At 69.9% G+C, this 24316-nt stretch carries 20 protein-coding genes; 9 read left to right on the forward strand and 11 right to left on the reverse strand.

Annotated features, from left to right (window positions below):
* Positions 1–31: 31 nt before the first annotated feature.
* Positions 32–1588 (reverse strand): ABC transporter substrate-binding protein, encoded by a 1557-nt coding sequence (locus ACSNOB_RS02570; RefSeq protein WP_436684954.1) that lies wholly within the window; start codon positions 1586–1588, stop codon positions 32–34.
* Between the two features lie 209 nt (positions 1589–1797).
* Between ACSNOB_RS02570 and ACSNOB_RS02575 the strand changes: the two genes are divergently transcribed.
* Positions 1798–2586, forward strand: coding sequence for a FadR/GntR family transcriptional regulator (locus tag ACSNOB_RS02575; RefSeq protein ID WP_436684955.1), 789 nt, complete (start codon positions 1798–1800; stop codon positions 2584–2586).
* Positions 2587–2659: 73 nt separating this feature from the next.
* On the opposite strand, the gene ACSNOB_RS02580 is transcribed toward ACSNOB_RS02575, so the two are convergent.
* On the reverse strand, positions 2660–3361 hold the full coding sequence (locus ACSNOB_RS02580; RefSeq protein ID WP_436684956.1) for a FadR/GntR family transcriptional regulator: 702 nt from the start codon (positions 3359–3361) through the stop codon (positions 2660–2662).
* A 251-nt stretch (positions 3362–3612) separates the two neighbouring features.
* Entirely contained in the window at positions 3613–5463 is a 1851-nt protein-coding gene (locus ACSNOB_RS02585; RefSeq protein ID WP_436684957.1) for an exo-alpha-sialidase, read from the reverse strand.
* A 300-nt stretch (positions 5464–5763) separates the two neighbouring features.
* Between ACSNOB_RS02585 and ACSNOB_RS02590 the strand changes: the two genes are divergently transcribed.
* The gene (locus ACSNOB_RS02590; protein ID WP_436684958.1) at positions 5764–8121 is read left to right on the forward strand and encodes an SGNH/GDSL hydrolase family protein; all 2358 of its coding nucleotides are present in this window, start codon (positions 5764–5766) and stop codon (positions 8119–8121) included.
* Positions 8122–8250: 129 nt separating this feature from the next.
* Here the strand turns inward: ACSNOB_RS02590 and ACSNOB_RS02595 are convergent, their stop codons facing one another.
* Positions 8251–8892, reverse strand: coding sequence for a serine/threonine protein kinase (locus ACSNOB_RS02595; RefSeq protein ID WP_436684959.1), 642 nt, complete (start codon positions 8890–8892; stop codon positions 8251–8253).
* Between the two features lie 135 nt (positions 8893–9027).
* Positions 9028–11097 (reverse strand): HelD family protein, encoded by a 2070-nt coding sequence (locus tag ACSNOB_RS02600; protein WP_436684960.1) that lies wholly within the window; start codon positions 11095–11097, stop codon positions 9028–9030.
* Positions 11098–11196: 99 nt separating this feature from the next.
* Here ACSNOB_RS02600 and ACSNOB_RS02605 point away from each other — a divergent pair, with 99 nt between their 5' ends.
* Positions 11197–11871 (forward strand): TetR/AcrR family transcriptional regulator, encoded by a 675-nt coding sequence (locus ACSNOB_RS02605; protein ID WP_436684961.1) that lies wholly within the window; start codon positions 11197–11199, stop codon positions 11869–11871.
* 186 nt (positions 11872–12057) lie between these two features.
* Here the strand turns inward: ACSNOB_RS02605 and ACSNOB_RS02610 are convergent, their stop codons facing one another.
* The 4 genes from ACSNOB_RS02610 to ACSNOB_RS02625 all read right to left on the reverse strand — a co-directional run bounded on the left by ACSNOB_RS02610 (position 12058) and on the right by ACSNOB_RS02625 (position 14182).
* Positions 12058–12249: a hypothetical protein gene (locus ACSNOB_RS02610; protein WP_436684962.1), complete on the reverse strand. Its 192-nt coding sequence runs from the start codon at positions 12247–12249 to the stop codon at positions 12058–12060.
* Positions 12250–12456: 207 nt separating this feature from the next.
* Positions 12457–13053: a hypothetical protein gene (locus ACSNOB_RS02615; RefSeq protein ID WP_436684963.1), complete on the reverse strand. Its 597-nt coding sequence runs from the start codon at positions 13051–13053 to the stop codon at positions 12457–12459.
* A 183-nt stretch (positions 13054–13236) separates the two neighbouring features.
* Entirely contained in the window at positions 13237–13797 is a 561-nt protein-coding gene (locus tag ACSNOB_RS02620) for a hypothetical protein (protein WP_436684964.1), read from the reverse strand.
* Positions 13784–14182: a YbaB/EbfC family DNA-binding protein gene (locus ACSNOB_RS02625; RefSeq protein WP_436684965.1), complete on the reverse strand. Its 399-nt coding sequence runs from the start codon at positions 14180–14182 to the stop codon at positions 13784–13786. The genes ACSNOB_RS02620 and ACSNOB_RS02625 overlap by 14 nt, the downstream gene beginning before the upstream one ends.
* A 356-nt stretch (positions 14183–14538) precedes the next feature.
* On the opposite strand from ACSNOB_RS02625, the gene ACSNOB_RS02630 reads away from it, so the two are divergent.
* Entirely contained in the window at positions 14539–15168 is a 630-nt protein-coding gene (locus ACSNOB_RS02630; RefSeq protein WP_436684966.1) for a hypothetical protein, read from the forward strand.
* 131 nt (positions 15169–15299) lie between these two features.
* Positions 15300–16622, forward strand: coding sequence for an inositol-3-phosphate synthase (locus ACSNOB_RS02635; protein WP_436684967.1), 1323 nt, complete (start codon positions 15300–15302; stop codon positions 16620–16622).
* A 163-nt stretch (positions 16623–16785) separates the two neighbouring features.
* On the opposite strand, the gene ACSNOB_RS02640 is transcribed toward ACSNOB_RS02635, so the two are convergent.
* Entirely contained in the window at positions 16786–17169 is a 384-nt protein-coding gene (locus tag ACSNOB_RS02640; RefSeq protein ID WP_436684968.1) for a HEAT repeat domain-containing protein, read from the reverse strand.
* 1537 nt (positions 17170–18706) lie between these two features.
* Between ACSNOB_RS02640 and ACSNOB_RS02645 the strand changes: the two genes are divergently transcribed.
* The 3 genes from ACSNOB_RS02645 (at position 18707) to ACSNOB_RS02655 (ending at position 22333) form a co-directional block, all read left to right on the forward strand.
* Positions 18707–21400: a hypothetical protein gene (locus tag ACSNOB_RS02645; protein ID WP_436684969.1), complete on the forward strand. Its 2694-nt coding sequence runs from the start codon at positions 18707–18709 to the stop codon at positions 21398–21400.
* Between the two features lie 158 nt (positions 21401–21558).
* Positions 21559–21876 (forward strand): hypothetical protein, encoded by a 318-nt coding sequence (locus ACSNOB_RS02650; RefSeq protein WP_436684970.1) that lies wholly within the window; start codon positions 21559–21561, stop codon positions 21874–21876.
* Between the two features lie 220 nt (positions 21877–22096).
* Positions 22097–22333 (forward strand): hypothetical protein, encoded by a 237-nt coding sequence (locus tag ACSNOB_RS02655; RefSeq protein WP_436684971.1) that lies wholly within the window; start codon positions 22097–22099, stop codon positions 22331–22333.
* Positions 22334–22427: 94 nt separating this feature from the next.
* Here ACSNOB_RS02655 and ACSNOB_RS02660 read toward each other — a convergent pair whose 3' ends face one another.
* The gene (locus ACSNOB_RS02660) at positions 22428–23144 is read right to left on the reverse strand and encodes a TetR/AcrR family transcriptional regulator (protein ID WP_436684972.1); all 717 of its coding nucleotides are present in this window, start codon (positions 23142–23144) and stop codon (positions 22428–22430) included.
* A 105-nt stretch (positions 23145–23249) separates the two neighbouring features.
* Between ACSNOB_RS02660 and ACSNOB_RS02665 the strand changes: the two genes are divergently transcribed.
* Complete coding sequence (locus tag ACSNOB_RS02665; protein ID WP_436684973.1) at positions 23250–24233, forward strand: NAD(P)-dependent alcohol dehydrogenase; 984 nt, start codon at positions 23250–23252, stop codon at positions 24231–24233.
* Positions 24234–24316: the final 83 nt, after the last annotated feature.

The following is a 24316-nucleotide window of genomic DNA, read 5'->3' on the forward strand; positions in this document are numbered from 1 at the left end:
GCGCCGGGCGCGCCCGGCGCCGCACGGGAGATCAGACGCGCTGGGCCTGCAGCAGGTTGATGCCCGGGTATGCCTGCGGCCGGACTCCGGTGAGCTTCTTCGGATCCCAGGCGGTCATCAGCTCCGTGTGCAGGACGGGGTAGAGCACTGCCTGCTCCGCGATGACGTCGAGGTACTGGTGCAGCAGCTGCAGCTTCCTCGTCGGGTCGGGCTCCTGGGCGGCCCTGTCCATCAGCGTGAACAGGTTCTTGGCCTCCGGGCTGGTGTCCCACTTGGTGTACTTCATCCAGGTGCCGCCGGAGGTGTAGTTGTAGCGGAGGATCAGGTCGGCGTCCAGGCCGAACTGGTTCGGGTTCGACGCCGCCGCGACCACCTGGTAGGACTGCGACTGGTCCATCTTGGTGAAGAGCGCGGCGGTGTCCTGCGGTTCGAGCGTGGTCTTGATGCCGACCGCTTGCCAGGAGTTGGCGATGGTGGGCAGGCAGTCGGCGATCCAGCTGACGTTGACCGCCATCAGCGTGACGGACAGGTTCGTCACGCCAGCGGCCGCCAGCAGTGCCTTCGCCTTCGCGGGGTCGTGGTGGTAGACGGTCTTCGCCCTGGCGTACGACGGGTTCTGCTCGTTGAGGAAGCTCGTGGCCGGCGTGCCGTGTCCCTTGAGCGCCACGTCGATCATCTTCCTGGTGTCGATGGCGTAGAGCAGCGCCTGACGCACGCGTACGTCATCGAAGGGCTTCTGGGCGGTGTTGAACATGAGGAACATGTGGTTCATGCCCTTGCCGCCCTCGACGCTCAGCCCGCCGCTGCGCAGTTGGTCGATGTTGGCGTAGGGGATGTTGTCGGCGATCTGCGCCTCGGCGCTGGCGCCGGAGATCTTCGCGACCCGAGCCGGCGACTCTACAATGGACAGCCAGTTCATCTTCTTGATGACGGGTTTGCGGGGGCCGTTGTAGTCGGCGAAGGCTTCGAGCACGGTGTTGGACTTCGGGTTGTGCGCGACCATCTTGTAGGGGCCGGAGCCGACCGCCTTGCCGCCCTTGGCCGCGTCCCAGCCGCCGGGTGCGCCGAAGACGTGCTTCGGCATGATCTTGGCGATCGTCAGGCGTTGCAACGCGTCGGGGAACGGGAAGTTGAAGACCAGCTCGACGCTCGTGTCGTCGACCCTGCGTACCTCCTTGAGCCAGGTGCCGAAGAAGGAGTAGGTGAGCGTCTTGGCGGCCGGGTCGAGGATGCGCTGGAAGGTGAAGAGCACGTCGTCGACCGTGACCGGCTGCCCGTCGTGCCACCTGGCCCCCTGCCGCAGCGTGAACTTCCACGTGGTCGCCGCGGTGTCGGCCGGCAGGGCGGTGGCCAGGGCCGGGTAGGGCTCGCGGGTGATCGGGTCGGTGTCGACCAGTCCCTCGTAGATGTGGTTGTTGGCGGCCATGGAGAAGGCCGACGCGGTCATGGTCGGGTCCCAGCTCTGGTTGTTGCCGTATCCGATGACGGCGGTGACGAGGTCTTTGTCGCCGCCGGCCCCCGCGGAGCTGGTCGAAGCGGGGCCGCTGCAGGCGGAGAGGGTGGCGGAGATGGCCGCGGCGGCGCTCACCGTTCCGCTGTAGCGCAGAAAGTCGCGGCGGCTGAAAACTGGCCGAGAAACCGGAGCGCTCACGGTGCCTCCTGTGGGGGATTATGGCGTCGTCTTGGAGTGATCTCTTCGAGCCATCACATTGGACGTCCTACGTCCCATGTCCTGTTAGAGTGGAGGCTAGGGGCCGCGCTCGTCGCCGGTCAAGACCAAATGACCAGGAGATTTCCGTGGTGTTACACGCCGATCGTCAGGGAGCGAGCGACGCCTCGGCCCGGCCCCCCAAAGCGCCCCGCATTCCCGCAGGTCAGCCGCGTCGGCTCAGCCGCGCCGTCGAAGTGCAGGAGGCGGTCAAGGGCCTCATCCTGCAGCGCGGACTGACCACCGGGGATCCGCTGCCGACCGAGTCCGAGCTGATGGAGGAGCTGGGCATCGGCCGCAACTCGGTCAGAGAAGCCCTCAAGGTCCTTCAGGCCGTCGGCATCGTCGACATCCGCCACGGCTTCGGGATGTTCGTCGGGCGCATGTCGCTCAACGGCCTCGTCGACGAACTGGCCTTCCACAGCCGCATCACCCTGCAGGGCGAGCGCAACCACCTCGGCCACCTCATCGAGATTCGCGAACTCCTGGAGAGCGGCCTGGTGCAACGCCTGATCGACCAGCAGGAATACCGGGACGTGGCACCCGGCCTCGCCCCGGCCCGCGATGTCATAGCGCAGATGGAGGCCGAGGCGCGGGTGGGCACGGTCTCACCCGACACCGACCGCCTCTTCCACGACGTGCTCTACCGCCCGCTGGGCAACCCGCTGGTGGGCAGGCTGCTCGGCGCGTTCTGGGAGGTCTACCACCAGCTGAGCGACGACCTCGGCCCGCCCGACGAGACGCCCGCCGACGTGGCTCGTAAGCATCGAGACATCTACACAGCCGTCGTCACGGGGGATCGTGCGTCGGCGGCGGCGGCGATGCGCGCCCACTTCGACGGCGTACGCGCCCGGCTGGCCCGCCTGGGGCAACACTGACCGCGTTCGCCCGCCTCGGTCGCGGCGGTGCTGCCGTGCGGAACAGAGGACGGTTGGCGCTGACCGACCCGGATCAGGCCGCTTCGCTGTCGAGCGCCTTCGCGGCCTGGGCCGCCTCGGCACGGGCGACGCGCTCCTTGACATCGCGGAAGTGCCGTTGCATCGCCTCCCGGGCGGCGGACGCGTCCCGGGCGCGCAGCGCATCGACAATCCGCCGGTGGTTGCCCACCGTCACGTCCATGCGCTCGTCCGGCCCGCCGACCAGCGGCTCAACCTGGTGGTAGACCTGCCAGAACAGGTCGATCAGCTGCAGCACGAGCTCGTTGCCGCAGGATTCGTAGAGCAGCGCGTGGAAGGCCCGGTCCGCCTCGAGATCGGTCTGCATCGCGGTCACGAGGGCGTCGAGTGCCGCCAGGCGGCTCGGACTGGTCGAGCCGGCGACCCGCGCGATGAGCGCGGTCTCCAGCATCTCCCGCACCTCCACGAGGTCATGGAGCGCGCGGACGCCGTGCGGACCGGAGCGGATCCGGAACTCCAGCGACGGGCTGAGCACATCGAGTGAAGCTTGGCCGACGAAGGTGCCGAACCCGTGGCGGATCTCGACGATGCCCAGCGCCTGCAGCGCCCGAACCGCCTCGCGTACGCTGTTCCGACTCGCCCCGAGCAGGTCCATGAGCTGCGGTTCGGTCGGCATCGGAGCGCCGGGCTGGAGCTGACGATCGTGGATCAGGGCCACGATGCGGTCCTGCACGGTCTCGCCGTTGCGTCTTGCCATCCCCGTGCCTCCAGGATCCTCCGCGGCCGGCGCACATCCTACGTCCGGAAACCGCGCCCCGCTCAGGAGCAATGTACACAGGGCGTCCGCTGCGGGGTTGCTGGTGTCGCCCATCTTCCGTACGCCGACGGACGTCCCATGTTCCGCGCCACGGACGGACGGGGCAGCGGGATCGAGGCGTGGAGTCGCCCGGCTCCTCGCAGGTCGCGGTGCCCCGCCTGCCGACCACTGGCGGGGCACCGACGCTGCGGCTACTGCTGGGGGCAGATGGTCGTGAACGGGAGGCGGAGCCGGAGTTGGCCGGCGATGGGAACGTTGTGTTCCCGGACATCCCGCAACTCCTGCGGGGTGAGGGCGCGCCCGTAGATGCGGAACTCGTCGAGGGTGCCGCGGAACGGGTTGTTGAGGCCGTCGACCCGTCGGCCGAGGTAGATGCTGCGGATGCCGAACTCCTTGCCGGTGGTCACCGAGCCGCGGGGAGCGGGCAGGTCGGCGACGGTGGCGCCGTCGATGAGAACCGTGACCCGGGTCGCCGTGCGTTGCATGGCGACGTGGTGCCAGAGCCCGTCGTTGTACGCGCCCGCGATGGTGATGTTCGCGTCGCCCTGGCCGGTGCCGACGACACCACGGATGCGGTTGCTCGCCGGTTCGGCCCGCAGCCAGATCTGCGCGGCTCCCGTACCCACCTGGTGGAACCACCAGATCACGATGTTGCCGGTGGTTTCGCTGTACCGGAACCAGGTCATGATCGTGAACTGGTTGTCATCAAGGTCGACGTCGGGGTTGTAGGGCACCTCGACGTGGTCGTCGACGCCGTCGAGCGCGATCCCGTCGCCGAACCGCCCCTTGGTCAGGGTCGCTCCGCCGCGCACGTAGGCGGTGTTGTCGTAGCGCGGTGCCGCGTCCGGGGTCGTCGGTCCCGGCTGCGGTGGCGGCGGCAGGCCCGGCGGCGAACCGTTCGGGCTGTCGAGGTACGCCTCGTTGAAGCGGACGAACTGGATCACCTCGTACAGGGCGGCGACACCGCCTTCGTACAGCACGCCGGCCACGGGGCCCGCGACCGGGTCGGTCTCGATCTTGACCAGGTCGGAGTACCCGCCCGGACCCCAGCTGATGACCTTGCCTTCCTGCCAGGGCTCCCAGGTCTGGGCCTCGTCGTACGAGGACCGGATCGTCAGGGCCTCGCGCTTTCCGGGGTTGGCGGGTCCGGAGAACAGGAGGCGGTCCCGCGCGTCACCTTCGTCGGTGGCGGTGAGCCGTAGCAACGCACCCTGCACCACCGGCATCGTCAGCTCGGGCACCATCTGGAACGGCGCCTCGTAGCTCTCGCCGCCGTCGCTGGAGATCGCGTACGCCCGGGTGCCCTCAGCCGTGCCGGCTTCCCGCACGTTGACGTAGATCCGCCCGTCGGTCAGCTCCACCAACGTCGACTCGTTGACGAAGATGTCGTCGGCGGCGCCACCGGCGCTGGCCCCGATGCGCCACGTGTCGCCGCCGTCGTCGCTGTAGCCGAGGTGGACGCCGGCGATGCGCCGCCCGTCGGGCGCGAAGGACTCATGGTTGGCGCTCATCACCAACCGCCCGGCGTGCGGACCACGTTTGAGTTGGATGGCGTGCACCGGACCGGTGGCGTACCAGGCGCGCCACTCCGGCCGGATGAGCTCGGTCATCTCCCGCGGCGCGCTCCAGGTCGCCCCGTGGTCTTCGCTGACCTGCAGGTACGGGATGCGGCCGCCGCTTGCTGTGCCCGGGCTGTGGGTCGTGAACAGCACGACCCGGCTGGTCCGCTCATCGACGATCGGCATCGGGTTGCCGTGCGTGTCGCCGTTGCCGCGCGACACGACCTGCAGCGGACCCCACGTACGGCCGCCGTCGTGGGACCGCTTCAGCACCAGGTCGATGTCGCCCCTGTCGTCACAGTTGTTGATCCTGCCCTCGGCGAACGCCAGCAGGGTTCCGTTGCTGGCCCTCACGATCGCCGGAATCCGGAAGCAGAAGTAGCCGTCCGTGTTGGCCGTGTAGACCGCCCGGGTCTCGTGGTAGGGCTGGGCGGCGCGCGCTGGGCCGCTGGTGAGCAGCGCGGCAGCCATCGCAGCGATCACCATGGTGGACAGTAGCCGACGTCGTGTGGGGCTGCGTCCTTGTCTCGTCGTCATGAAAGGCGATACCTCCACTGGTCACAGCTGGCGTAAATCGTGTCGAGCGGCAGGTGAATCCGCAGTGGTTGGTGCCGCACCTGTTGCGCCCGCGGCTCTGTCGTACCGCCCACTCTTCGTCACGTACGAAAGGTTGCCGGACATCCTACGTCCTATGTCATGCGACGTAAACCGTTGACCGTGGCGGGGGCGGGGAGCCAAACTCGTTGCTGATCGGGAGGAGATCCCATGTCCTGCATGTGGAGAATGATCCAAACCGCCGGCATCGTGCTTGCGCTGGCGCTCGGCCTGCCCAGCCCGGCCTCAGCAGCCGGCCAGGACGCCCAGTCGACGGCACCGCAGGATGACTGGGTTGGCACCTGGTCCGCCTCGGCCTCCGGAACCGTGCCCAACCTCCCTACCGGATATGCGGACCGCACCATCCGCAACGTCGTGCACACCAGCGTTGGTGGCTCCGGTGTAAGGGTCTGGCTGACCAATGTCCTCGGCACGGCGGCGGTACGGATGGAAGCGGTGACGGTCGCGGTCGCTGATGCACCCGACGCGCCGGACGCGGTCGCGGGCACGATGCGAGCTCTCGCCTTCGGTGGCGCGCCGTCGGTGACCATCCCGGCCGGCGGCGAGGTGCTGAGCGACCCGATTCCCCTTGTCGTGCCGGAGGACGGCAACCTCCTGGTCAGCGTGTACACCCCGGTGCCGTCCGGGCCGGTGACCTATCACCAGGTGGCCAACCAGACCTCGTACCTGTCGCAGAACGGTGATCACGCGGCCGACGAGTCCGGCGCGGCGTTCACCACGACGATCAGTTTCTGGCCGTACGTGAGCGGCGTGGACGTCCTGGGACAGGCGGAGGGTGCAGTGGTCACACTCGGCGACTCGATCACCGATGGGAACAACTCGACCCGTAACGCGAACCACCGCTGGCCGGACTACCTGGCCGACCGGTTGATCGCCGAGCCTGGGCCGACGCGCCTTGGCGTGCTCAACGCCGGCATCAGCTCGAACCGGTTGCTCAACAGCACCTGGAATCCCAATGCCCTGTCCCGACTGGACCGCGACGTGCTCACCGCGACCGGCGTGCGGTCCGTGATCATCATGTTGGGAATCAACGACATCGGCGGCCAGCCGCAGCATCACGAGCCGTCGAAGATCATCGCGGCGCTGGGCCAGATAGCGGCCCAGGTCAAGGCGAAGGGGCTGCGGGTCACCGGCGGCACGCTCACGCCGTTCGGCGGGTCGAGCAACTACACCGAGGAACTGGAAGGCGTACGCCAGGCGGTCAACGACTTCATCCGCGACGGCGACGCGTTCGACGCGGTGGCCGACTTCGATGTCGCGCTCCGGGACCCCGCGATGCCGAACCGGCTACGGGCGGAGTACGACTCCGGCGACCACCTGCACCCGAAGGACGCCGGTTACGAGGCGATGGCAGCGGTCGTCGACCTGGACAAGCTCGACACCCGCCCGCCCGGCCACTGGGTTGGCACCTGGCAGACGGCCATGGCGCGCACGACGCCCGGTACCGACCACGGCATGCCGAACCACTCGATCCGCAACGTGGTGCACACCAGCGTGGGTGGCGACGCGGCTCGCGTGCGGCTGTCCAACGCGCTCGGCACGGCGCCGGTCCTGATGGGACGAACGACGCTGGCGGTGGCCGCCAGGCCCGACGCGCCCGACGCCGTCGCCGGCACGATGCGCGAACTGACCTTCGGCGGCGCGCCGTCGGTGACCATCCCGGCCGGCGGTGAAGTGCTCAGCGACCCGATACTCATGCCCGTGCCGGCAGACGGGAACCTGCTGGTGACCGTCTACACCCCGGCGCCGTCCGGGCCCGTGACCGAACACCCGCGCGCATATCAGACGTCGTTCATCGCTGCGAACGGCGACCACGCGGCCGACGAGGAGGGCGCCGCGTTCACCCAGCCGACCATGGCGTGGCATTACGTGACAGCCGTGGACGTCCGATCCTCGTCCGCGCGCGGCACGGTGGTGACCTTCGGCGACTCGATCACCGACGGGGACAGGTCGACCAACAATGCGAACCTGCGGTGGCCCGACGTCCTCGCCGACCGGCTCGCCGCTGAGCCGGGACCCACCAAGCTCGGCGTGGTCAACAGCGGTATCAGCGGCAACCGGATCCTGAACAGCAGCACCGGAACCGGAATCGGCGGCCCGAACGCGTTCGCACGCCTGTCCCGCGACATGCTGACCACATCCGGGGCGCGCACGGTCATCGTGCTCGAGGGCGTCAACGACATTCTCAACCTCCAACACCCCGACCCGGAGACCCTGAAACTCGCCCTGCGACAGATCGCCGCCCAGGCACACGCACAGGGCCTGCGGATCGTCGTCGGCACCATCACGCCGATCAAGGGATGGCGCACCTACACCGAGGAACGGGACCGTGTGCGGCAGACCGTGAACGAGTTCATCCGCACGAGTGACGACTTCGACGCCGTCGTCGACTTCGACGCGGTGGTGCGTGACCCGGCCGACCCGCAGCGGATCAACCCGGCATACGACTCGGGCGACCACCTGCACCCGTCGGACGCGGGCTACCGCGCGATGGCCGAGGCCATCGACCTCGGCGTACTGCGCTGAGCGCTGACTGCGTGCTACCCCGCCCAGGCCGGCACGCAGCCACCCGCCGGCGCGGTCACCCGCGGCGAACGGCCAGCATCCGAACGGCGATGGCGACGTGGGCCGGTCAAGAATGGCTGTCGCGGTGCCTCACGACATCAGCGTGAATCGCCAGGCTGCGACCAAGCCCGCCACGTCCGAATATCGGTCTGCGGGTGCCGCACGGCTCGCGCGGGCCGCTACCTGGGCTTGGGCCGGCGATCCCCGCCAGTCGTGTGGGGAGTCCAGAAGGTGGTGGATGGTGCGGCCGAGGGTGTAGACGGTGGTGTGCTGGTCGATGACGGCGCCGCGGACGAACTCTTCGGGAGCCATGTAGCGGCGGGAGCCCGGGAGGCGATCGGCGTCGAGGACGAAGGGTCCGGGCCGGTACTCGTCCAGGTCGATCAGGCGCATCCGGCGGGCGGTGAAGTCGTACAGGAAGCAGCCGTCATACAGGTCGACGGCGATGTAGCCGGCTGCGGTGACGGCCAGGTGCGCGTCGAGGACGGTGTCGATGGCTGCCTCGACCTCGGGTACGGAAGGCTGCTGGAACCGGGCCAGCGCGCTGCGGTCCGAGCCGTGTGTGGTGGCGTGATTGAGCACGTTGCCGTCGTGCCACGGGTATACCAGGATCGGCCCGTCCGGGCCGTCGAGGATCCGCTCGGGGCGGACGATCGCAGGGTGTCGAACCGCGGCGTGCAGTTTACTGGCGCGGGTCAGCGAGAGGCGGGCCTGCGGGTTGGTGGGCTTCATGACGAACCAGCGGCGCCCAGCGAGCCGCAGCGGTTTCGTCATGCCCGGCGGGACGCCAAGTCGGGAGGTGTCCGGCCTCAGGGGTCACTCCACAGCTGCATTCCGCCGCGAGAGAGGCCGTTAGATCCATACTCTCTACTCGGCGGCGAGGAGCGCGGGTAGCGGGCGGGAGTGCAGCACGTCCAGCCGGGAGACGGCCCGGGTGAGTACGACGAACAGCCGGTTGAGGCCGCGTGGCTCGGCCCGCACGATGTCGTCGGGTTCGACCACGATCACGTGGTCGAACTCCAGGCCCTTGGCGAGCACCGCGGGAAGCAGGGTCACCCTCCGGCCGGGGCCGTCCTCCTGGGCCGTGTTGACCGCGAGGCCGGCGGCGTGCAGGGCGGCGGAGAGGCTCGTGAGCAGTGTGTCGGTCGCGATGACGGCGATGGAACCCTCCCGGTCGAGGGCGGCGCGGACGGCCGCGACGGTGGCGGACGCCAGGTCGGGCTCGTGGCGCACCCGCAGCGCGCCGTCGGTGCGGATCGACCGGGTCGCCGGTGCCGTGACGCGCAGCCCGGGCAGCAGCCTGTTGGCGAAGGCCAGCACCTCGGCGGGGACCCGGAAGCCCATGGTGAGGGCCGCGACCGGCGAGTCGTCCTTGCCCAGGTGGGCCATCTGCTGGTGCCAGTCGCTCGCCGCCCAGTCGCTGGTGCCCTGCGCCAGGTCGCCGAGCACGGTCAGCGAGCCGTGCTCGCTGCGCCGCGCGAGCACCCGACACTGCATGGGGGACAGGTCCTGCGCCTCGTCGACCACGATGTGCCCGTAGCTCGCGGGGTGCTCGATCAGGCCGGCGATCTCGTCGAGCAGCACGAGGTCGGCCGCCGACCACTTCGCGCTCCTGACGCTGCGCGGCGGGCGTTGCCACAGGATCGTTTTCTGCTCTTCGGTGGTCAGGATGCCGTCGGCGGCGCGGGCGAGCGCTTCCGGGTCGCCCAGCAGGGTGGCGAGCAGTTCCTCCGGGCGTACCCTCGGCCAGGCGTGGTCGAGTGCCGCGGCCACGGGACGGGCCCGGCCGATCTTCTGCATCCACATCTTGCCGGGGGTTTCGGCGCGCGTCTCCAACTGCCGCTGCAGCAGGGCGACGATGCGTGCGCGCAACCGCTCGCGGCCGACGCCGTACGGCACGTCCTCGCCGCGGATCTCGGCGACCTGGCGGGCCAGTGCGGTGACCGGTACCCGCAGCCGGTACGAGCCGTCCGGTACCACGATCGACTCGACCGGGTCGGCGATCTGGGCGTACAGCGCCCGGCGCAGCACGGCCGCCATCCGCACGTCGTGCTTCACGCGGGCGGCCTCGTCGGTGTCCACCGCGGCGGGCGGACGCTCGCTGAGCACCTCGTCGAGCGTGCGCTGCTGCACGTCCACCTCGCCGAGCGCCGGGAGCACCGCGGAGATGTAGTTCAGGAACGCGGGGTTGGGCCCCACCACCAGGACGCCGTTGCGCTTCAGTTGCTGACGGTGGGTGTAGAGCAGGTACGCCGCGCGGTGCAGGCCGACGGCGGTCTTCCCGGTGCCCGGCCCGCCCTGGACGCACAGCGAGCGGTCGAGGTCCGCGCGTACCAGCTCGTCCTGCTCCGGCTGGATCGTGGCCACGATGTCGCGCATCGGTCCGACGCGGGGGCGTTCGATCTCCGCGGTCAGCAGTCGGCTCGTGGTGCCGAGCTCCTCGCCGTGGTCCAGGCGTTCGTCCTCGAAGCCGGTGAGCTGTACCGGGTGGCGGGTCGTCCAGCCGAACCGGCGTCGCGATGCCACGCCTTGGCGGTCGCGGACGCTGGCCCGGTAGAAGCGCGACGACACCGGTGCCCGCCAGTCGATGACCAGCGGCTGGCCGCTCTCGTCGGTGATCCGCCGCCGGCCGATGTAGTAGTTCTGGTCGCGGTGCTCGTCGGCGTCCGGCCCGGTGCCGAACTGCAGCCGCCCGAAATACAGCGGGCTGTCCGGCTCCTCTGCCAGTTCCTTGGCGTAGCTCTTGAGCATCCGGCCGAGCTGCTCGGCGGTGTACCGGTCGCCGGCCACCTGCTCGCCGGTGGTGACCCGCATCCGGGCGTGCTCCTTCATCCAGGCCAGCGCCCGCCGGGCGCGGGCCAGGAACGCCACCTCGTCCGCGAAGTCGCGGTCGAGTTGGTCGCGTTCGGCGTGCTGCGTGGTGGATGGCGATGACATGGAAACCCTTCGGAGGCGCTCGGCACAATACTGTAACCCGGTAACGTTTCTGTCCGCGAATCAATATTGCCTTGGTCTCAGGAATGATAGGGTCGAGCCATGGCGGACCAGGTGGGCTTGCGGGAACGCAAGCGGCAGCGCACACACGACGCCGTGTCGGCCGCGGCGATCTCGATGTTCCTGGAGCACGGCTTCGACCGGGTTTCCGTGGCGGATATCGCGGCGGCCGCCGAGATCTCCAAGCCCACCCTGTTCCGCTACTTCCGGTCCAAGGAGGACCTGGTCCTGCACCGCATCGCGGACCACGAGGGGGAGGCGGCGCGGGTGGTCCGGCAGCGGCCCGCGCGCCAGGGGCCCCTGACCGCGCTGCACGAGCACTTCCTGGACGGCCTCGCTCGACGGGATCCCGTGACCGGGCTCAACGACGACCCCGAGGTCCTCGCCTTCCACAACATGATCTTTTCGACGCCCAGCCTGTCCGCGCGGTTGAACGAGTACACCGCCCGCGACGAGGAGGCGCTAGCCGACGCGCTGGTCCAGACCGCGCACATCCCCGACCAGCTCACGGCCCGGCTCGCCGCCGCCCAGATCATCGCGGCGCAACGCATCCTGGCCCGGGAGAACTGGCGCCGGCTGGCCGCTGGAGAAACAGCCGCCTCGCTGTACGACACGGCCAAAGCCGCAGCCGACAACGCATTCCGGCTGCTCACGTCAGGCCTGGGCAGGCTCGCAACGGGGAGGCCGGGAGTGTCGCGGCCCGACGCGACCAGTTGACCGTGGCGCGCCTGTCCATTCTGTAGTAAGGGGGTCGAGGTGGCCGCGCCCATGACGCCGCCGAAGACCACCATGAGCGTGAAGGCGATCATCGGGCCGACGAAGACGTAGCCCAGGACGAGACCGGCGATCGCCATGCCGTGGCCCGACCGGGTGCCGTGGGGTCGTGGCCGGGCTGCGGGTACGTCATCGTTCGGGTTCCGTTTCTCGGTCGAGTCGGGCGAGCAGGACACTCACCTCGGAGTGCAGCCGACGCAACTCAGCCGCCGTCGGCGCCAGCTCGTAGCAGTGGTGGTGGGCGACGGCCGACAGGGTCGCCCAGGCGAACGCGACGCGGCGGGCGACGCCGATGCCGGGCCCGAGCCGGCCGCGCAGCATCAGCTGCTTCGCCCGGCCCTGTCGGCACAGTGCGACGGCCGGCCTGGTCCGCCGCCAGTGGGCGTCGATGCCGCCTTCGAGGGCAAGCCGGATCAGGCAGGCGCACGCGCGGCCACCAGCCGGCGGTGACCGCCGTTCCGCCAAGCGCGCCCGCGCCGCGCAGCAGCTGGTCGGCCGCCGCCAGGCAGCGCTGTGGCGTCGGCGCGGTCACCGCAGCGCCTCCGCCAGCAGGCGGGCGTCCGCGACGAGGCCCGGCAGGTCCGACAGGTACGCGCCGTGCACGCCCTCCTTGCATGCCTTGTACGCGGCCACCGCCCGCGGCCCGTGCCGTCGGCCCAGATAGCCGAGGACGTCGCCGCCCCGGTCGGCGTCGTCGAACAGCGCCAACGCGACCGTGGTGGTCAGCCGCCGGGACGCGGCCACGATGGCCGCCTCGATGTCGTCGTGCCGCACCCCGCGCGCCACCCGCTGCCGCCACCCGACCCGATGGCAGGCCGCCTCCAGCGCCGAGCGGCACAGCTCCGCCACCACCGGACCCCGCACCTCGGCGGTGATCTCCTCGTTGCGCGCCAGTGCGTACGCGTCGTCGAGGTAGCGGAACACCGGGTCGGAGCCGGGCCGCAGCGTCACCACCGACCGCTCCGCGCGGGTCACCTCGAGGATCTGGGCCCTGCCCAGGTCGAGGCGGCCGATCGCGTCGGGCAGCCGGGTGTCGTGGGTGAAGACCACCACCTGCCGCTGCTCGGCCAGCGCGGCGAGCACCCGGGCCAGCCCGTCCACCTTGGCCGGATCCATGCTCTGCACCGGGTCGTTGACGACGATGAACCGGAAACGGGCTCTCCGACGCGCAGCCGCGCGGCAGGAACGTCGCCAGCCCGAGGGCGTGCATCTCGCCCTGGCTCATCACCCCGAGCGCGGTCCCGATGTCGGCACCGTCCACGCTGACCGGGAACACCACCCGCCGCCGGGTGTTCGCCCCTTCGAGGGTCATCGCGCCCAGCTCGACGTTGCTCTCCTGCCGCAGCTGCGCCCAGATCCGCTGCGAGTGCTCCGCGAACGGCGCCACCGTTCGTTGCGCAACTGCACCGCGATGGCCTTCAGCCAGGCCCGCCCCGCCTTCAGCCAGGCCCGCCCCGCCTTCAGCCGGGCCAGCGTCGCCTCCCGCTCGGGCAGACCGGCCACCGCGTCGACCCAGCCGCGCAGCTCGTCCGCCGCCAGCCGCCACCCGGTGTCGCGCTGCCGCAGGAACCCCTCAGCGCACGCGCGGGCCGCGTCCGCCGCCGCCACGACCGCCGGGTACCGCGCGGCGAGGTGCGCCGCCAGTTCCGCCGGCTCCCCAGGTACGCGCCGCAGCGCCGCCACCGCCTCGCGCAGCGCGCCCAGCGGCACCTCCCCGGCGTCGCCCTTTGCCCCTACGCGTCGGCGCCCAAACCGGACGTGCTGGCCGGCCTGGCGGGAGGTGTCGAGACTGTCGGTGCGGCGGTCGAGGCGTACCGCGTGGCGGGTCAGGCCGCCGGGGTCGACCTGGATGCCCTCACCCCCGGGCAACCGGTGTGCCCCGGTCGGTATCCAGCCGGCGGCGATACGACTCGACCAGCGCCGCCGCCGTCGGATCCTCGACACCGAGGACGCCTGTGGCCGCCTCGGTGATCCTGCTCAGGAGATCGGTGTGAGCGGCCCGGGTGGTCTCCAGGATCTGCCGGGCGGTGTGCGCCGCGGAGTGTTGTCGGCCGCGTTCGTCGAGTGCAGGTCGACCAGCAGGCCCGACGAGTCGACGGTGACCTGGATCGTCCGATCGGGGCTGGTCGCCGTGCCCCTCATCGCCTGCACCTGCGAAGACAGCTCCTTCGCTCGGGCCGCCCTGCTCGCGATCAACACCCCAGTCGTCGAGCCGTCGCGTTGCCTCGTCCAGCGCGGGTTCGTCCGCCCACATGCCTGACCCTCCCCAAGGGGCATCGACGCCGACCGGTCGGTGTCGTCACGTTATCAATCGGTGGCGCTGCGTGGTGTGCCGCTGGATGTCAGCTGCTCCCGCCCGGTCCGCCTCACCGACACCGCCATGCGGCTGGGACTGCTTCCTGCCCCAGCGGTTCGGCGGTGGCCGGTCGCGGACGGGGCTCACGGCGAATCCGGCCGTGCTTCGTTCGCGACCGCCAGCGCTCTTGAGACCCCTCGTCGTCATGCGCTGATCAACCTCGGTTTGTAGAAGGTGGTTGACAAACCGCGTTTGAGGTCTACTTTGTAGATGAGGTTCTACAAGGAGGGGGTGGAGGGCACGTGGTGCGAGAGATGCTCAGCGTGGCCGACATCGCGGCCATGTTCGGCGTCGAGCCGAAGACGGTCAGTATGTGGCGGTTGCGGTACCCGGAGTTTCCGGAACCGGATGTCGTCGTCGGCGGCATGGCGGGCTGGGATCCCGAACGAGCCGAGGAGATCCGTGTCTGGGAGAGCCGGCGCCCCGGGCAGGGGCGGCGCGCGATGCTGGCCGAGCACATTCAGGAGACGTTGCGCCGGACGTTCATCTTCAGGTTCATGCGCCCGGACGATTTCGCCTGGGCGCCGATCGACTTCCCCGGCATCGAGTACGAAGACGGGCGACTCGCGGACGGCATGCAGGCCAAGGCGGCAGAGCACCTGATCGGCGCGCTTCGCGACCAGGGCTACGAGATCGTCTTCCAGGACTCCGCCACCGACGTGACGGAGGCCGTGCGGCACGTGCTCTGGGACCGGTGGACCGCGGCGGAGGTCGGGGAGAACGAGTTTATTGGGCAGTTGTTCGACGACTACGGACGAATCTACCGCGGCTGTACGGCCTTCGACGCCGCCTCCTACACCCTGCAGCGGCTCGCAGCACTCGGCGGCGAGATCCGCTCCGTGCGCGAATCGTCGCCACAGGCGCGAGCCCGCCGGTCGCGATAGCGGGTTGCGCGGCCCTCGATCACGACAGTCCAGCGTCGGCGGATGTCGACCCGACGCACGAATACCCGCTGAACGACGTCGAACAGAAATCGAGCTGTCAGCGCGGCAGCGACCTGGAGGCTGGAGACTTCGTGGAGACATCCAAGCGCCACATCGAGCCCGCCGTCGGCAGGCTGGGCGTCCTGACAGTTGGGCTCGGCGCCGTGGCGTCGACCTTCATCGCCGGCGTCGAGCTGATCAGGCGCGGCCTCGCTGAGCCTGTCGGCTCGCTCACCCAGATGGGCACCATTCGCCTCGGCAGGCGGACCGAGCACCGGGTGCCGCTCATTCGCGACTTCGTGCCGCTGGCCGGCCTCGACCAGTTGGTCTTCGGTGCCTGGGACCCGATCTCCGACACGGCCTACGAGGCCGCGCTCAAGTGCGGTGTGCTCGACCGCTATGCCCACATCCAACCGATCGCAGCCGCGCTGAAGGAGATCGAGCCCATGCCGGCGGTCTTCGACCAGCGCTACGTACGGCGACTCGACGGCACCAACGTCAAGCCTGCGGCGACCAAGCGGGAGCAGGCCGAGGCCATTCGCAGGGACATCCGCGAGTTCAGAGCGGATCACTCCTGCGACCGGCTGGTCGTGATCTGGTGCGCGTCCACCGAGACCTACATCGAGCCCGGCCCGGCCCACCAAAGCCTGGCAGCGTTCGAAGCCGCGATGGACGCAGACGACGACAGCGTCACGCCCTCGATGCTATACGCGTACGCGGCGCTCACCGAGGGCGTCCCGTTCCTCAACGGCGCACCGAATCTCACCACCGACATGCCGGCGCTCACGGAACTCGCCCACACCGCCGGCGTGCCGATCGGAGGCAAGGACTTCAAGACGGGGCAGACCCTTCTGAAGACCGTGCTGGCGCCGATGTTGAAGGCCCGCATGCTCGGGCTTCAGGGCTGGTACTCGACCAACATCCTGGGCAACCGCGACGGCGAGGTGCTGGACGACCCCGACAGCTTCCGCACCAAGGAGAAGTCCAAGCTCGGCGTGCTGGAGCACATCCTGCAGCCGAACCTCCACCCCGAACTCTACGGCGACTTCTACCACAAGGTACGCATCAACTACTACCCGCCTCGCGGCGACCAGAAGGAGGGCTGGGACAACATCGACATCGTCGGCTGGCTCGGCTATCCGATGCAGATCAAGGTCGACTTCCTTTGCCGCGACTCGATCCTGGCTGCTCCTCTGGTGCTCGACCTGGTGCTCTTCACGGACCTGGCCCAACGAGCGGGGCTGAAGGGCGTGCAGGAATGGCTGTCGTTCTACTTCAAGGACCCGCAGCATGCGCCCAGCGTCTATCCCGAGCACGACCTGTTCATCCAACAGACCAAGCTGAAGAACACCCTTCGCTGGCTGATGGGCGAGGAGCAGATCACCCACCTGGGAGCCGAGTACTACCAGGACTGAAGACCCGGTCGCATCCGCCTGTCGACGAGCGCCGCCGGCAGGCGGGCGCCGCCGGCCCACCAACACAATCGACGGCACGAAGTGCGGCGAGCCGATGTGATTCGGGCACCCTACGGCGTCGGACGCGCTCGCAGCCTCTGCTCGTCCAGATCAGCGCATCGAATCAGGTCCCGGCGAATCCAGATCGGTTGTTCTGGTGCTGCCACAGCAGTCGTCGAGCCTCTCTGGTGTCCAGGAGGCGCAGCCCACGTTCCGCCCTTGAGCTGAACACCTCGTCGTCGCTCAGCAGCTCCACGGCCAGCACCTCGAACGCCTGGGCCGACCGAGTCTCTCCGATGAGCTCCAGAAGCAGGAACTGGGTCCGGTAGTCGGCCTCCTGACCGTACGCGTCGAGCAACTCCTGGACATGCTGCCGAGCCGTGTCCCGCAGTAGGGCGAACCCGTCCTCCATCGCCTGCGGATCACGGCTGCGCATTATGGCCAGCGAGCGGTTGAAGTTTCCGGTCGCACTGCGCAAGGCACGTGCGCGTGCGCGCTCGTAGTCCATCGACCGAGGCTACCGATGTCGAGAGCACCCCCACACGCCCATCGGGACCAGCTACCTACCGATGACACCGAGCTGTCTGCAACCCCTGCCCGAACCGGTGGTGCCCGCAGCGGCCGAGTGTCGGCTTTCCGTCATTCGGAAGTCGCTACCGGCGCCGTCTGCTTCTGTGGCGCGGTGGATCTTCTCGGAGCGCCGCTGGACGTGGGGACGGTCGGGTGACACATGTTCTCGGCCCGGCGTGGACGGCCAAGCCGGACACCCCGGAGGACACCGGCCGTCAGCCCCTCGCCGTCGAAACGGTCATCGGCTCCCACGCCGCCGCGCTGGTACCCGGCGTCATCACCACCACGCCGCACGCACGGTACGTGGCGCTGCACGCCCGCCTGGCGATCGAAGCGCGTAGGCGGGGCTGGACCGCGAAGCACGACCAGGACCGCTTCCGTGATCTCGTCCGCCGCGCCGAGGTCGTCCTGGGTGCCGTCTCGGTCGCCCACGGCCTCGACCAGCCCGACGAACACCGAGCCAGTGCCGGTGACTTCGGAGCTCACGGTGTCAACACGATCGGCAAGGAGCTACGCGAGACGAACGCCGCCGACATCGGCCGCCTGGCCGCCACCTACAGCCAGGTGCCGGGCGGCTATCTGCAGACGTACGCCGGAATCGAGCTGCTGGTCGGGCTCACCGATGGCCGCCGGGTGCCCGCACCAGGCCCGACGGCCGACGAGGGCCTGCTCTCGGCCTTGGACGAGGTGGTGACCGTCGCGCGCCGAGAACAGCCGCTGTCCCGGCGGCAACTGCGGGAGCTGCGGCATCTGTGCCTGTGTGGCATCGGCGACGCGCCGGACGGGGAGTGTGTGCGGCGGGCGTACTTCGCCGATCGCGGCGGCGACCAGGCAGCCGCGAGAACGCATCGCCACAGCGCCGCGCTGCTCGTCGGCGCGCTGGAAGGCCGCGCGGTCGGTGAGTCCCTCGACATGGCCATGGACGACTGGTGCTGCTTCACCACCGGTCTACGTGACCTGCTCGGCTGCGACGAGCTGTATGACCACGCCCGCACCTGGCGAGGCGCCCTGCTGCGGAACTGGTCGGTGTGGGCGTGGCGGCTGATCTGGGCCGAACTCGTCTCGCCCCTCGCCGAGCGGCCCGGTACGCGCGAGGAAGCCATCGAGCGGTTCGCCCAACAGCTACCCGACGCCACCGTCCAGCAGGCCCTTGTCGGTGACCTTCCCGCGATGGTCGACGCCGGCACCGGCACGCTGCTGCCGGCGGAGCACGACCTCAACCACCATCCGCGCAACGCCGACCGTTGGACGATGCTCGACCTGTTGCGACTGCTCGCCGTCGGCGCCGCGCGGCTCGACCACCTGGATCCGGTCAGCCGGGCGGCGTTCGTCGGTACCCTGCCGGACGACCTGGGCCCCGAGTACGTGGCGAGGTGGTTGCATCAGAACGCCGATCGTCCCCTGGCCCGCGCGGCCGAAGACCTTGCCGCACACCTGTTCCTGCGCGCCGAATCGGTGAGCCGCCAGAAGATGCAGTGGACGCGGGCCGGGCTGCGCCTGCCCACCCGGCTGCGTCGGGTCGGGGACCGATGGCGGCTGGAGGGGGAGGAGGGCAGCGGCGCGGTGTCGCTGCGGCTGCCCACCTTCACCAGCTTCCTGCGGCAGTTGGGCATCCTCGCCGTCTCCGCGGACACCTGGACGGCCGGTCGCCACGTGGAGGTGATCTGGTGACCGACTGGGAAGACCTGCTCGGCGCCGCCCCGCCGGCGGTGCTCCATGCCCGGCTGATTCGTGACGCGGAGGAGGTCCTGGTGTTGACCTACACCTGCGACCTGTCCTTCTTCGAGGACGTCTGCCTCCGCGACGCGCACGCCGTGCGAGCCCGCACAACCGTACTGTTCGACGCCCACCACCTCACCCAGGGCCCTCGCCGCCCCGGGCCCGCCGACTACCTCGCTCTGCCGGTGGTCTGCAAGGGCGGAGGCGCGTTCCACCCGAAGCTGGTGGTGATCGCGTCGGAGACCGACACCGTCGTGGCCATTGGCTCCGGCAACGCGACCGCCTCGGGATGGCACCACAACGCCGAGGTCTGGACGCTGATGCGTGGTGTCGGGCCTACCGTGCCCGTGCTCTTTTACCAACTCGCGGACTGGCTACGGCGGCTGCCCAAGGACGTGTGGATGGAGGACCTCGGCCGCGACCGCCTCGATCGGGTCGCCGAGCTGCTCACCGCACGTCCACCCGATCCCGGTGTGGACCAGCCGGTCCTGGTGACCACGGCGCTCCGCCCGATCATCGAGCAACTACCCCGTCCGGTCGAGCCGGCGACGCAGCTCGCGGTGGCCGCGCCCTTCTTCGATCCCGATGCCGGAGCGCTGCAACGTCTCGTCGACCGCTTTCGGCCCCAGCAGGTGCGGCTGCTGCTCACCCGGGACGTGCAGTGCGACCCGGACAGCCTCGCCCGGGTGATCAAACGAGTCCCCGACGCCGCCGTCAGCACATCGGCAAGCTCTCGCTACCACCACGGCAAGGTCGTCGAGTGGTGGTCGTCCGACCGGGGTTGGGCCCTGACCGGCAGCGCCAACTGCAGCCACGCCGCCCTCACCAGGACCATGCCGGCGGGTGGCAACTGCGAACTGGGGGTCGTCTCGCCTCTCACCGCTCCCGTGGTGACCAAGGAAGCCGCCGAGGCGGTGGCTGTCTCGGACCTGGCGCGGCTGCAGATTCGGAAGCCGTCACCGTCGGCCGCCACCGACACGGAGAGCCTTCGGGTGCTCGGCGTCCGTATCTCCGCCGACCGGGTGGAGGCGACCGTGCTCGTCGGCTCGGCCGGCACGCCGCCGAGCTGGCTCGCCGTCAACGGCCTTCGACTCGACCACGACCGGGCGACCGGCAGGCTCCATGTGTACGCGGCCGTAGCACCAGACGGCTGGACGGCGACCAGCGACGGGGAGGCGGTCAGCCACGTCACCACCGACGACGGCACAGAGCGCCGCGACGTGCTCGTCACCGACGTGGCGGCCGCGCTGTCGCGCATCGACCACCCGTCTCCCCTTGAACACACGTCCCTGCCACAGGTCGTGGCGGACTCGGCGCACACGGCGGCGCTGTTCGAGGCGCTGCGTCACCTGGCCTCGGTACGGCCGGACCGGATCCCGCAGGCACCGGCCGGCGGCCGGCGGCGCCAGGTGGAGAACCGCGTCACGTCCGCCGTGGGCCCGGCGCTGCTCCGTTTCGCTCTCGGCCTGACCGACGCCCGGACGCCGACGTCAGCCGACGACGAGGACATCTTCGACGGTACGGACCCGGAATCCCCGCGGCCGCCCGCCCGGCGTACGCAACAGGCACCGAACCCGGCCCCGCCGGAAACCCTCGCCAGCGTGCTGGATGCCCTCACCCCACAACAACGCGCCCGACTCCGGCGCGACGTCTCCGCGCTGGTCGACACGTCCCAGGACTGGCCGCTGCCGGCGAAGCTCGCGGTCACGCGGCTCGTGCTCCTGCTCGTCGCCGGCGGGCTGTGGCCGGACGCGCCGGGGTGGGCGGACCTCCTCTACTGGGTCCTGGTGCAGCTGTGGGATGCCGAGCAGGAGGAGAGTCTCGACGGCGAGCACGCGGCGTTGGCCACCATCGGTCTCGTGGCGCTACGCCGAGGCGTCGACCTGCAGGATGAGCCCGACAGCCAGCAGGCCGGACAGTTCGACGAACTGCGGATCGCCTACCGGGAATGGACGGACTGGCTCGCGACCGCGCCGCCGGAGACTATCCACCGGTATCGCGACGGACTCGGCGGGCACACCCTCGGTCTGCTGTTCGAGCAGACCGACGTCACGGCCGAACTGCGGTGGATTCTCGGCCGCACCGCACTGCACGACGCGGTCGACCGACTCGACGGTGCTCACATCGACGGGAGCGGCGTCGTGCGCGTCGAGGCGGGTCGCAGTGCGCGCCGCTCCGTCCTCGCGGCGTTGGATGCGCTGCGTGACTTCCCGGACGTCCACGTCGTGGCCGAAGGCGGGCTGGAAACCCATGGCTGGTGGGATGGCCGGCGACTGCTGGTGGTGACCCGGTCGGGACCGGCGTGGCGGGCGGAGTTGTGGGAGGGGCTACTGACCGGGATCGCCGTGTTCGCCCGTGGCACTCCGTTGCGTACTGCCGACAAGAGGTGGACGGCAGCCACGCCGGAGGAAGCCTTCACCCAGGCAGAGACAGGTCGCCCGGCGCGCTGACTCGGCGAACAAGGGCAAGGACATTCACACAAGTAACAGGACTACCACGCACGCAAAGCAGGCGACATAACCGGACTGGACGTCAGGCCGTCAGCGCCGCCCGCAGGGCACTGTGGGCCTACCACTGGCTGGACCCCTCGAAGGGGAACCCAGGTCGTGTGCGGGAGGTGCTCGCCGGCAACGGCCCTGCGGTGAGGGACGATGCCCCGTCCGCGCCGGCGGAGCTGATGGCCCACGCCGCGGACGCCCGGGCCCGGTTGGCCCGGTTGCTGGCCAATTACCAGCGGGAACGGCGCCTCGGCGACGCCTCGGACATCGACCGTTACCGCAGCCGCTCGGTGGCAGGCGAAGTTGACCTGCTGGGCCACGAGGCGGTCGGTGTGTACGAGGTGCTGGTCGAGGCCTCGCACTACGGACAAGAGGACCTCGACCGCGTCAAAGAGCAGTATGCGGCCGCGCTTCAGCACCTCTATTAGGCCCTCCCTCGGGTCCATGCGATGCGCCCAAAGTGGAAAGGTCTGGTGGTCACCAAGCTCGACCGGCTCGGCCGCTCCCTCGACCACCTGATCGATTTGTCCGCCCATGTTCTCTCGGCGTCCGGATCTGCCGCAGACCCGGCGTCACGTGGCGTGACAGACGCGCGATCTTGTCGATGAGCGCGAACCGCGGAAGCGTCGGCTGGCATATGGTAACCAGGTGCGTGCAGTGCGATGTCTGCTCGACGAGGGCGCCGTGGTGAATCGTGTAACTGCTGACCGGCTGATGCTCGTCAATGTGGTGGATCACTGGTTCTACCTGCAAGAGCCGACCTTCATCGAGGCCGGGCAGACCTATTGGGTCGATCACGAGACCAACGAGTTGTTCGTGGACCGCGGTGGTGACCGCGTCACGCGGCATGGTCGCGCCCGATACGCCGCTTGGATGTCTCGTTAGTCGAACTGTGGCTCGCCAAGGTCAGCTATCCGCATCTGCCGCAACCCGGGCGCTTGCACCGTGACGGGCCGTGCGTCATGGCTCGTGATACGTCTCACCGGGGTCGGCGCGACGATGTCCAGTCCTGCTGTCGCAGCCGTTCGATGCCGTCCAGCAGCAGGTCCAGCGCGAACTCGAACTCGAACTGGTCGTCGCAGCCCTGCCCCACGACCGACGCGTCGTCGTGGGACGCCGCCAGGGAAATCTCCGCCAGGTGCGGGAACCGGGCCGCGACCTCCGGCGGTAGGGCCGCCGGCGGGTCGGGGTTGGTCGTGCCGGACCGGCCGGCGCTCCGGGAGGCGTCGAACAGTTCCTGGCTGAACCCCAGAATCCTGCTGCCCATCGCGTGCATCACGTGGTGGGTGAGGTCGGCGGAGAACCCGCCGGCCCGGAACGCCCCGATCATCGAGTCGAGGTAGGCGAGGATGGCCGGCGTCGCCATGTTCCGCGACTCGATGGCGAGCGGCGCCCAGGGATGCCGACGCAGCGCCTGCCGCGCCGAGAGGATGCGGCTGCGGACCGCGTGCTTCCAGTCGACACCGGGCACCGGCGGGTCGATCTCGCCGACGACCATGTCGATCATGCCGTCGAGCAGTTCGTCCTTGTTGGCCACGTGCTTGTAGAGGGCCATCGGCACGACACCCAGATCCTGGGCGAGGTTGCGCATGCTGAGGGACTCGATCCCGGCCTCGTCGGCGAGCGCGACGGCGGCGCGCAGGATCCGGTCCCTGCTCAGCGGCGCCCGGCGCAGCGTCTCAGCCTGCTCAGCCATCTCGGTCCTCGTCTTCGTCGGCGGTTGAAACCATAACCGCCTTGACGGGTGTACGGCGTACACCTACCGTGAGGTGTACGCCGTACACCTATGAGGGAGGGGAAGATGAAAGCGATCGTCCAGGACCGGTACGGTCCGCCGGAGACGCTCAAGCTCGCGGACGTCGACGCGCCGGTGCCCGCCGCCGACGAGGTGCTCGTGCGGGTCGAGGCCGCCGCGCTCAACGCGTACGACTGGCATGCCATGCGTGGCGATCCCCGGATGGCGCGGTTGGCCATGGGCCGGTCGCGGCCCCGCGCGCGCATCCGCGGCCGCGACTTCGCCGGCCGGGTCGAAGCCGTTGGCGCCCACGTCCGACAGGTACGCCCGGGGGACGCCGTCTTCGGCGACCTCGGCGACGCCAACGGCGCGTTCGCCGAGTACGTGTGCGTGCCCGCGACCCTTGTCGCGCCGAAGCCGGCGAACCTGACGTCGCAGCAGGCGGCCGCCCTGCCACTGGCCGGTGTCACCGCGCTGATGGGGCTGTGCGACGTCGGGCAGGTCGAGCCCGGCCACCGCGTCCTGATCAACGGCGCCTCCGGCGGCGTCGGCACCCTGGCCGTCCAACTGGCAAAGGCCCTCGGTGCGACCGTGACCGGGGTGTGCAGCACCCGCAACACCGACCTGGTCCGCTCCCTCGGTGCCGACCACGTCGTCGACTACACCCGCGAGGACTTCACCCGCGACGCCCGCCGCCACGATGTCGTGTTCGACCTGGTCGGCAACCGCTCACTCACCGCGCTCCGGCGGGCGCTGACCCCGACCGGGACGCTGGTGCTCTCCGGCGGCGGCGTGTACCGCGGCGGCAGTCTCGTCGGACCGGTCTGGCTCCTCGCGCGCGGGCGGCTCATGGCACCCTTCGTCCGGCACCGCATCGTCACACTCACCACGGCACCCAGCCGCCACCACCTCGACATGCTCCGCGCCCACGCCGAGGCCGGCCACCTCACCCCGGTCATCGACCGGACCTACCCGCTCCACGAGGTGCCGCAAGCCGTCCGGTACCTCGAAGGCGAACACGCCCGGGCGAAAGTCGTCATCACCCTCTGACGCGACGGGGGTGGCGAGGTGGTGGTCGACAACCCCCGACCACCGGGTACACGCGCCGCACAGCCGCCGCGGCAGTCAGGGTG

Source organism: Micromonospora sp. URMC 106, assembly GCF_051386395.1.
Lineage (GTDB): Bacteria > Actinomycetota > Actinomycetes > Mycobacteriales > Micromonosporaceae > Micromonospora.

Bases quoted from the DNA above. Each gene is read 5' to 3' on its own strand.
- ACSNOB_RS02660 (WP_436684972.1), bottom strand. From the start codon at position 23,144: ATGGCTGAGCAGGCTGAGACGCTGCGCCGGGCGCCGCTGAGCAGGGAC.
- ACSNOB_RS02625 (WP_436684965.1), bottom strand. From the start codon at position 14,182: ATGTGGGCGGACGAACCCGCGCTGGACGAGGCAACGCGACGGCTCGAC.
- ACSNOB_RS02580 (WP_436684956.1), bottom strand. From the start codon at position 3,361: ATGGCAAGACGCAACGGCGAGACCGTGCAGGACCGCATCGTGGCCCTG.
- ACSNOB_RS02600 (WP_436684960.1), bottom strand. From the start codon at position 11,097: ATGTCATCGCCATCCACCACGCAGCACGCCGAACGCGACCAACTCGAC.
- ACSNOB_RS02610 (WP_436684962.1), bottom strand. From the start codon at position 12,249: ATGCTGCGCGGCCGGCTCGGGCCCGGCATCGGCGTCGCCCGCCGCGTC.
- ACSNOB_RS02640 (WP_436684968.1), bottom strand. From the start codon at position 17,169: ATGGACTACGAGCGCGCACGCGCACGTGCCTTGCGCAGTGCGACCGGA.
- ACSNOB_RS02595 (WP_436684959.1), bottom strand. From the start codon at position 8,892: ATGAAGCCCACCAACCCGCAGGCCCGCCTCTCGCTGACCCGCGCCAGT.
- ACSNOB_RS02665 (WP_436684973.1), top strand. From the start codon at position 23,250: ATGAAAGCGATCGTCCAGGACCGGTACGGTCCGCCGGAGACGCTCAAG.
- ACSNOB_RS02605 (WP_436684961.1), top strand. From the start codon at position 11,197: ATGGCGGACCAGGTGGGCTTGCGGGAACGCAAGCGGCAGCGCACACAC.
- ACSNOB_RS02630 (WP_436684966.1), top strand. From the start codon at position 14,539: ATGCTCAGCGTGGCCGACATCGCGGCCATGTTCGGCGTCGAGCCGAAG.
- ACSNOB_RS02590 (WP_436684958.1), top strand. From the start codon at position 5,764: ATGATCCAAACCGCCGGCATCGTGCTTGCGCTGGCGCTCGGCCTGCCC.